This is a genomic window from Mastigocoleus sp. MO_188.B34, assembly GCF_030065675.1.
GTDB lineage: Bacteria > Cyanobacteriota > Cyanobacteriia > Cyanobacteriales > Nostocaceae > Mastigocoleus.
This window is the reverse complement of record NZ_JASJDK010000205.1, coordinates 1-8,906: the sequence shown is the minus strand read 5'-3', so window position 1 is coordinate 8,906 and position 8,906 is coordinate 1. Positions and strand designations below refer to the sequence as shown.

Sequence of the window (8,906 nt, the reverse complement as noted above, 5' to 3'; positions counted from 1 at the left end):
TATGGCACAGTGGAACCACACTGAACCATCCCGAACTCAGAGGTGAAACGCTGTTGCGGCGACGATAGTTGGAGGGTTGCCTCCCGTGAAAATAGCTCGATGCCAGGTTAATTTTACTAAAACTTAATATGAAGTAATAAGTCACTTTGATTTTACTCAATGTGGCTTATTATTTTATTTCAAGTCAATTTGTAAATATCAATTACTTTTATTTCAAATAAAAGCCTAAATAGAACTACTAATTATTCTTTAAGATACTTATACATCGCTGGAACTTTAATCTGTCCGTAACTGATAAGCAACTCCGGTTATGAATCATGAACAGAAAGAACAAGTTATGTGGGGTAATTTGAAATAAAATAGAATATTCCAGTAGTAAGATACCGTTTATTTTCGTAACCCTCAAAGAGTAAAATTTGTCCATCTCGTTTACGAACTGGGGGCGTAATTTTGTCAGAAGAAATTCATTCTGCTCAACCAAAACTTAAATTTATTCCACCTCACTTTAACCCTTGGGTACATTATTTTTCTTATTTATCGCTACCGGTCTTGTTAAGATTACGAACACGAAATTGGTTACCTACAGGTATCGCAAAGGTTGGAGGAAGTAATCTTGAGGTGTTAGCAGGACTTTACCATAAATTCCAAATGGGTAAAGTTCGGTTTTTGATGGCGTTTCACCACCCAGAGGTAGACGATCCGCTAAGTATGGCTTATCTTCTATCTCGACAAATGCCTAAAATTGCTCATCAGCAAGGAATTTCACTGCAAAATCCCATTCACACCCATTTTCTCTATGACCGGGGGATGATGTTATGGGCTGGTAACTGGCTTGGCTGCTTATTCTCTAATTTGGGTGGGGTTCCGATTCGTCGCGGAAAAAGAATAGATTTAGAATGTCTGCGTACAGCTAGGGATTTATTTGTAAATGGTAAATTCCCGATAGCAATTGCGCCAGAAGGTGCAACTAACGGTCATAGTGGTATTGTAAGTCCATTAGAATCTGGTGTTGCTCAGTTAGGATTTTGGTGTGTAGAAGATTTAGTCAAAGCAAATCGTGACGAAACAGTTATGATTTTGCCTATGGCAATAAAGTATTCTTATCCAGAACAACCCTGGGACAAATTAAACTCGTTATTGGGTAAATTAGAAGCAAATAGCGGTTTATCAATTCAAAATATTGAGGTATTCGTTACTAAAAATCGTGAGGAAATTTACTATCAACGTATTTTACGCCTTGCAGAACATCTACTTTCTCAAATAGAAGATTTTTATCGTCGCTTTTATCATCAAGATTTACCAAAAAAATTTACATCTAAAGAATCAACAAATCACGAGGAAATTTTAGATTTTAGATTGCAGCGTTTAAGGGAAACAGCTTTACAAGTTGCGGAAAAATATTTCGGTTTAGAAGCACAAGGAAGTTTAGAAAAACGTTGTCGCCATATAGAAGAAGCAGCTTGGAATTATATTTATCGGGAAGATTTTCCTTCTACAGAACATTTAAATGCTTTACCAAGTTTACAACGGGGATTAGCTGATTGGGTTGCAAAAGAAGCAAATCTAAAAATAAGACATATGCGCTTGGTAGAAACTTTTGTTGCAGCTACAACTAAATATGTGCGGGAAAAAGCTAGTTTCGAGCGTTTTGCAGAAATATCTCTATTAATGTTTGATTTATTAGCCAGAATTAGGGAAGGAAAAATACCCGGTAGACCCCGTCTTGGTTGGCGAAAAGCCCACATAACTATCGGTGAGCCAATTTCAGTGACAGAGCGTTGGTCGAATTATCAAAGTAGTCGCAAGGGAGCCAAGCAAGCAGTTAAGGATTTGACCCAGGATTTACAATTAGCTTTGGAGAAATTGTCAATTGATATTTGATAATGAATGTAGAGACGTAGCATGCTACGTCTCTCTAGAACTGTGTGATATTATGTCCGGTAGAACATTTGTCATTACAAACGCAGCGATAGCGGAGTGAAGTAATCCCAGTATATTGTGATTGCGTCGTTTCACTGCGTTTCACTCGCAATGACATATCATAACTAGTTTAGCGAACATCATATGACTTGTTTATTTGACTTTTGCTGATTTAATTATGTCCTCAACCATTTTGATTCCATCTTGGATTGCTATTTGACCATTTTCTACGGCACTGATTAACTTTTGGGCATCTTCTGGACTTATCAGTTCAAGTTTTAAAGGTTCTTCCAAAGAAACAATAAATTTTGTCTTGTCACTTTCTTCAAGTTGGGACGATCTTTCTTTTGCTTCTACTTCTCTGAGTTGTTCTTCCAATTGTCTGAGCATTTCTGCTCGTTTTCCTTCACTGAAGGTACCATCAAATATTATTTTCAAGCAAAAATCTTTGGCATTGGTACAAATCCCCAAAGATAAATTTTGACTGTTTAAATTTTGTGTATAAAAAAATTATTTAATATCAGTAAAAATTTGGTTATAGCGTTCAAAAGTTGATAGTTTTATGAACTCTTAGAAACTAAAAGGCTAGCAATTTTTTCTGCGATCGCAATAGTAGGAGCATTTGTATTCCCGCTAGTAATTTTGGGCATAATCGAAGCATCGACAACTCTTAGCCCTCTAATACCATGCACTTGTAATTGTGAGTTGACAACCGCCATTGGATCGTTACCCATTTTGCAAGTTCCAACAGGATGATAGAGAGCTTCGGCAATTTTACGAACATAAGCAGCTATTTCTCGATCCTGCTTGACCTGTATTCCGGGAAGCATTTCTTCACCCCGAAATCTATCTAATGCTTTTGCTTGAAGAATTTGACGACAAAGTCTAACGGAAGCAATCAGGGTCTGTAAATCTGCTTCGTGACTCAAAAAGTTGGGCTGTATTTAGGGGTGAAGCTAAAGGATCCGGACAACGTAAACGGATATATCCCCTGCTTTGAGGATGCAATAGCGTAGCACCCAAAGTGAAAGCATATCCTTTTATTTTGTTAAAACCATGATTTTGAAAATAAACAGGTGCAAAGTGAAATTGCAAGTCTGGTGTTTTGGAATTGGGGCTAAGTTTAATAAATCCTCCAGCTTCAGCAATATTGGAAGTTATGGGACCGACCTTCCAAAGGAAGTATTTCAACAAATTACCTAAAGTATTTGACTTATCTAAAGAAATTGGTTTCGTGCAATTATAAATAACACCAGCAGTCAAATGATCTTGTAGATTTTGTCCAACCCCTGGCAAATTTGCGATCGCCGGAATTCCTAAACCTTTGAGGTGTTCAGCACAACCAATCCCAGAAAGCATCAGTATCTGAGGAGAATTAATCGCTCCAGCAGACAAAATTACTTCTTGTCTGACTTTAGTTTGACAAGTAACTTTACCATTGTGAATATACTCCACGCCAATTGCTCGATTTGCTTCAAACAAAATACGTGTTACTTGAGCACTGGTATGAATTGTGAGATTAGCTCGATTGCGACATGTTTTTAAGTAAGCTGCTGCTGCACTGCATCGCGACCCATTTTTTTGAGTGACTTTATATATTCCTACCCCTTCTGGTTCTGCATTGTTAAAATCTTGACGATAGGGAATTCCAAATTCTACAGCAGCTTCTACAAATGCTTGAGATAAAGAACTGACATGACGTAAATTAGCAATATGAAGTGGACCGTCGAGACCATAATCTTCAGAATCTCCCCGTCGTTGTCGATTTTCTGCTTTTTTGAAGTAGGGTAATATTTCCTGGAAACTCCATCCTTGATTTCCTAGCTCACTCCAATAATCGTAGTCGTAACTGTGTCCGCGAATATAAATCATGGCGTTTATGGAACTGGAACCACCAATTACTTTCCCGCGTGGAATGTATAGTTGGCGGTTATTCATATGCAACTGTGGCTCTGTATAATAGTTCCAATCGTATTTACTTTTAAATAATTTAGGGTAAGCAGCAGGAATATGAATTTCTTGCTTGGAGTCGGGTTTACCTGCTTCCAATAGAAGTACGCTAATATTTGGATTTGCTGTAAGACGACTTGCTAGAACACAACCTGCCGAACCGGCACCTACAATTATGTAGTCATATATCATACACCTTTCTATTCTCCAGGGGAATGATAATATATAATTTACTACAATTCAATCAAAAACCACCAGTTGTGGCGGTATGCGGTTAGAATTTACATTAAAGTTGGATATCAGTAGACATATCCAAAACTATCTTTGCATTATCCCAAATTATTATGGAGACGTAGCATGCTACGTCTCTACGTATAAAATTAAGAAACTAAAATTGAGAAACCTAATCTAAGCGGATTCAGCAGGTTTAAACTCAAGGGAAACACCATTCATGCAATAACGTTGACCTGTTGGTGCAGGACCATCGTTAAATACGTGACCGAGGTGACCGCCACAACGACTGCAATGTACTTCAACCCGAGTCATAAAGAAACTTTTATCTATGGTTGTTTCTATTGCACCTTCGATGGGCTGATAAAAACTGGGCCATCCAGTACCACTGTTAAACTTAGTTTCGGATGTAAAAAGTGGTTGTTCGCAAGCGGCACAGTAATAAGTACCAGCTTCATAATTTTTGTCTAGAGGACTGGTTCCAGCACGCTCGGTACCGTGTTTCCGCAGAACCCGAAACTGTTCTGGAGTCAAAATTTCACGCCATTCGGCTTCAGTTTTATTAACTTCAAATTTGTTTTGTGATGTTGTCATGATTGCTGACCTGATAAATGGATTGGGGAATAAAGATGCGGTACAAACTGTAACAGCACCAACTTCCAAAAAATATCGTCTTTTCATCTTGGAGCATTTAGCTGCTAAATTACTAGCTGCTCAGGTCTTAAAATAAATTAACTCTTTTATGGTATCAAAACATAAAACTTATATCTTTGAGGGGGTGTCAAGTCGCTGCGCTCCAAATTCAAAATTAAAAATTATCAATTCAAAATTACAATCAGTAGGGGCTTGTACCCAAAATTAATCAATTCACAATTATTTTTCTTATTTTTGCATTTTGAATTTTGCATTTTGAATTCAAAAAAGGTCAAAGGAAAAAAACTACTGGACTTTTGATAGTAAATAAATGTACGTAGTTCATATGCTGGTTTTAACCAAATTTTGCAGCTAATAAAAAAATAACGATCGCTTTGATCGTTACGTGCTAAGTAATACAGAATTTACAAATTTTCCCTACCAATATTTAATTTCGTGTAATTGAATGAAATTAAAGCACTTAAACTGCTACTGCAGAACGCTTCCGCAAACCTTCATGAATTAGATTGCGCTCTGAATCAATCATTGGTGTTGCACCCAAAGCTTTGAGTACTTTGTCATCCATGACCCCAAGAACGATGGGAGCTAATTCTCCATCTTGTGGAATCCAAGCTGGTGCATGGAGTTCTGGAGCTGACAATATTTCCTGGTTCTGGAGCAGATCAAATAGTATTTTTCCTAAGACGTGGGTATTTTCATCCCCACTTTCGATAATACGATTTTCTTTATAACCCATTAGCCACTGTTCTAGTTCTTCTATAGAGCTTGGAACATCATGAATATCCATGGCTGCACCAACATCGTTAATCCAAAAATTGAACCACAAAACTTGTTCTTCTAGACTCACAGGAGATAATGAGAAGTTATTGGAAAAGCGGATTCCTTCACATACAAACACTGCGACTATCATCAAAAATTCATCTGGATATTGCTCAGTACTCATGCTCGAACGTGCATGAGTTTGATTCATTCGTTGCAATGCTTTACTGTCTACCCCTTCTTGTACAATATTCCAAAGTAGCCTGAGAGTACTTAAAAAACGTTGTTTTGGCTGTTTTTCTATATAACCAACTTCTCTGTCAAGACGCGCAATGAGTGGAGTTGCGAAAAACCAACCGAAAGCAGAAACCATCGCCCAAAAAAATATTTCTGGACGTTTGTCAACAAGCTTGCGGATCGCTTCCATATCTTTATTGTATTCAATCGCAGCCATTTGATTATCCTATTATCAGTAAATTTGGAAACTATATTTAGTAGATTATGCTTACTTCAGCTATTAGGAAGAGCATTATTTTGACATGGATAGTAAAAGCATATGAGAGGATATTCAACAGTAGTTTCTAAACCCTGATGTAACGAATTATTCTGTTACTATCCTACAAGATGCTTGTTTTATTGCATGCAAGGTAATAAGCAGAACTACACAAATTTCTACTTAATTTAAAATTTGTAATACAAGCTTGAATGCTTATAAATCACTTTTCAATATTTGATTTCAAAGCAAATTACTGTTATGGATTAACTATTTATTTATCTACATTGGATTGCTTGCATAAGCCTCAATCATCATTACAGCAGCTTTATATAACTTTATTCCATTACTGTGCCGATTAAAAAGTCGGTGCTCTGTAAATGCTCCGTCAACCAAAATCAGTAATGCTGCACTGGGTTCCTTTGCTTCTTTTATACCTGTTAACTTGGATAGCTCTTCCATGGGATTTCTTTGCCCATCGCGCATCTTCTTACCCGCAAAACACAAAGGCTCGGTGGACGACAGGCTTCTAATTTGAAATAGATGAGGTATACTATTTTCTGCTTAATATCTGCAGACACGAAAAAATATTGTATAAAATATCTAATTACTGTCTGGAAATCAGTTAAATATTTACTCGGTGTCACGTTACTCTTTAAAGTGAAATTACCGATCTACCAAACAAGGCGGAAGCATGGCGGCAGAACACAGTCTAATTCTAGATTTTACCATTGTTCTTGGATCTGCAGCATTGGGGGGATATATAGCAAACCGTTTGCGTCAACCTGTTTTACTGGGGTATTTGGCTAGTGGACTGATAGTTGGTCCTTTTGGGTTTAAGTTACTAAACGATGTCAACTTAATCAAGTCTTTGGCTGAAGTTGGCGTTGCTTTTCTACTCTTTGCTTTGGGTGTTGAATTTTCTTTGGCTGAACTTAAACGAATTAAAGACATTGCCATTAAAGGAAGTTTATTACAAATAGGGCTAACTGCTACTTTAGTAACCCTTGTGACGATAATGCTTGGTTGGGCTTCTGGACTGACCCAAGGTATTTATCTTGGGGCTGTACTGTCTTTGTCGTCTACTGCGGTTGTATTAAAAACACTTACAGAAAGAGGTGAAACTAATACGTTACACGGTCAAATTATGCTGGCAATTTTAATTGCTCAGGATTTGGCTCTGGGTGTAATGTTAGCGATTTTACCAGCTTTAAAAGAGCCGGACAATCTGGGTTCCCTACTAGGTATTGCTTTGCTCAAAATTATAATTTTTGTTGCAGTAGCATTAGTATTAAGTCGTTGTGTCATACCCCCTTTTATTCGTAGCATTGCGGCAACTGAAAACAATGAATTATTTTTATTGGCAGTAACTGCTCTGTGTTTAAGTGTCGCATTATTGACAGGTTATCTGGGAATTTCCATTGAGATGGGAGCCTTCGTTGCTGGATTAATGCTTTCGGAAATTGAATACTCAGACCAAGCTCTAGCAAAGGTTTTGCCTTTACGAGACACCTTTGCAAGTCTGTTTTTTGCTTCTATTGGAATGCTGATCGATCCAGGTATTATCGTCAACAATTTTGGCACCATCTTGGGATTGGTCATACTAGTGATGTTGGGTAAAGCCGCAATTATTCTGGGGATTGTTCTTAAATTTGGTTACTCTCTCAAGACAGCACTACTTACCAGTTTTGGCATCAATCAAATTGGTGAATTTTCTTTTGTTTTAGAACTTGTAGGTTTGGATTTAGGGCTAATTAACAACGACACCTATCTTTTACTTTTGGGAACAACAGCAATTACATTAGTACTTACTCCTATTTGGCTAAATAATGCACCATCCCTCGCTCATCACCTAACCCAAATACCGTTTCTAGTAAAATATTTGCAGCGCTTTGAAAAACCAAAATCTCTTTCCATCCCGGAAACTATTAATTCCCACGTGGTGGTAGCTGGTTACGGTAGAGTTGGACAAGTAATTGTCAATATTCTACAAGGTCAGGGGTATCCAGTTCTGGTAATAGATAATAGTGAAGCCGCGATTCAAAGCCTTAGAAATCAGCAAGTTCCCTACATTTTTGGCGATGGTGACTCGGAATTAGTCTTGGAAAAAGCTCATTTAAAAACTGCAAAAGCTTTAGTTGTTGCTTTACCAGATCCTACAAGTACCCGTTTACTGCTAAAACGTGCTTGTTTGATTGCTCCAGGATTAGAAATCATTGCGCGATCGCACACGGATAGAGAAATCGATCTTCTGACTAACATGGGTGCGAAGGAAGTGGTACAACCTGAATTTGAAGCAGCTTTAGAAGTAGGAAGACATTTATTAATAAATTTGGGTGAATCAGAAAGTCACGTTCGTAATTTGATTTACAATATCCGGGCTGATCGATATGTGAGCATTCGACCGCAAAAAAATTTAGACTAGACTAAAATCCAGTCAGGACAAAGATTCGGCTTATTTAAGCCGCGATGAAGCTTATTTAAGCAATCACAAGTACTATTCAATGTCACCTGTGGGATCGTTCACAATTTAAGGAAATACTGTTAATAATTAAACTTTACTAACAATTATTTCAAGTAAATTAACTTAGTAGTTTGACTGGAGTTAATTGCATTGATTGCTGTATAAAAGCTCAATAAATCGCTACCATAAAGGAAATATTCAAATCATATCTTCCTAACCAAGATAATGCTTGAAACCCTGATAGATACTTTAGCTGGATTTGCCAAGGATGAACTAAAACGTAACGAAAGGGTTATTAAATTACTGAAACAATTTAATCTTGACCCCGACCATCCACCAGCAGAATTTACAGGTGTTTATAATTACGCATTGGTAGAGTATGGGATAGGAAAACCACGGGCGATTTTACAACTTTTCCGTCAAGAAGAAGTGCAA

At 37.4% G+C, this 8,906-nt stretch carries 10 protein-coding genes and 1 rRNA gene; 5 read left to right on the top strand and 6 right to left on the bottom strand.

Translation table 11 applies throughout. The features are described from left to right. A 5S ribosomal RNA gene (gene rrf / locus QNJ50_RS27760) occupies positions 1–108 on the top strand; the annotation flags it as partial. 342 nt (positions 109–450) lie between these two features. Next, a complete protein-coding gene (locus QNJ50_RS27755) occupies positions 451–1,881 on the top strand; it encodes a 1-acyl-sn-glycerol-3-phosphate acyltransferase (protein ID WP_300642193.1) in 1,431 nt (476 codons plus the stop codon). Positions 1,882–2,073: 192 nt separating this feature from the next. On the opposite strand, the gene QNJ50_RS27750 is transcribed toward QNJ50_RS27755, so the two are convergent. The 4 genes from QNJ50_RS27750 to msrB form a co-directional block, all read right to left on the bottom strand. Further along, entirely contained in the window at positions 2,074–2,358 is a 285-nt protein-coding gene (locus QNJ50_RS27750) for a hypothetical protein (RefSeq protein ID WP_300642191.1), read from the bottom strand. A gap of 122 nt (positions 2,359–2,480) precedes the next feature. Further along, complete coding sequence (locus QNJ50_RS28670; RefSeq protein WP_366914349.1) at positions 2,481–2,849, bottom strand: GMC oxidoreductase; 369 nt, start codon at positions 2,847–2,849, stop codon at positions 2,481–2,483. Then, positions 2,806–4,062, bottom strand: a complete 1,257-nt coding sequence (locus QNJ50_RS27745) for a GMC family oxidoreductase N-terminal domain-containing protein (protein ID WP_366914348.1) — start codon at positions 4,060–4,062, stop codon at positions 2,806–2,808. Before QNJ50_RS27745 ends, QNJ50_RS28670 begins: the two co-directional genes overlap by 44 nt. 216 nt (positions 4,063–4,278) lie before the next feature. Further along, the gene (msrB, locus tag QNJ50_RS27740) at positions 4,279–4,695 is read right to left on the bottom strand and encodes a peptide-methionine (R)-S-oxide reductase MsrB (protein ID WP_300642188.1); all 417 of its coding nucleotides are present in this window, start codon (positions 4,693–4,695) and stop codon (positions 4,279–4,281) included. Here msrB and QNJ50_RS27735 point away from each other — a divergent pair. Continuing rightward, positions 4,694–4,831, top strand: coding sequence for a hypothetical protein (locus QNJ50_RS27735; RefSeq protein WP_235595837.1), 138 nt, complete (start codon positions 4,694–4,696; stop codon positions 4,829–4,831). The two genes, msrB and QNJ50_RS27735, sit on opposite strands and share 2 nt — an antisense overlap. A gap of 384 nt (positions 4,832–5,215) precedes the next feature. Here QNJ50_RS27735 and QNJ50_RS27730 read toward each other — a convergent pair whose 3' ends face one another. Both QNJ50_RS27730 and QNJ50_RS27725 read right to left on the bottom strand, forming a co-directional pair. Further along, a complete protein-coding gene (locus QNJ50_RS27730) occupies positions 5,216–5,968 on the bottom strand; it encodes a hypothetical protein (RefSeq protein ID WP_300642183.1) in 753 nt (250 codons plus the stop codon). 321 nt (positions 5,969–6,289) lie between these two features. After that, complete coding sequence (locus QNJ50_RS27725) at positions 6,290–6,493, bottom strand: hypothetical protein (protein WP_300642180.1); 204 nt, start codon at positions 6,491–6,493, stop codon at positions 6,290–6,292. Between the two features lie 208 nt (positions 6,494–6,701). On the opposite strand from QNJ50_RS27725, the gene QNJ50_RS27720 reads away from it, so the two are divergent. After that, positions 6,702–8,432 (top strand): cation:proton antiporter, encoded by a 1,731-nt coding sequence (locus tag QNJ50_RS27720; RefSeq protein ID WP_300642176.1) that lies wholly within the window; start codon positions 6,702–6,704, stop codon positions 8,430–8,432. A gap of 264 nt (positions 8,433–8,696) precedes the next feature. Next, a partial coding sequence (locus tag QNJ50_RS27715) for a hypothetical protein (RefSeq protein WP_300642173.1) occupies positions 8,697–8,906 on the top strand: 210 nt, incomplete at its 3' end.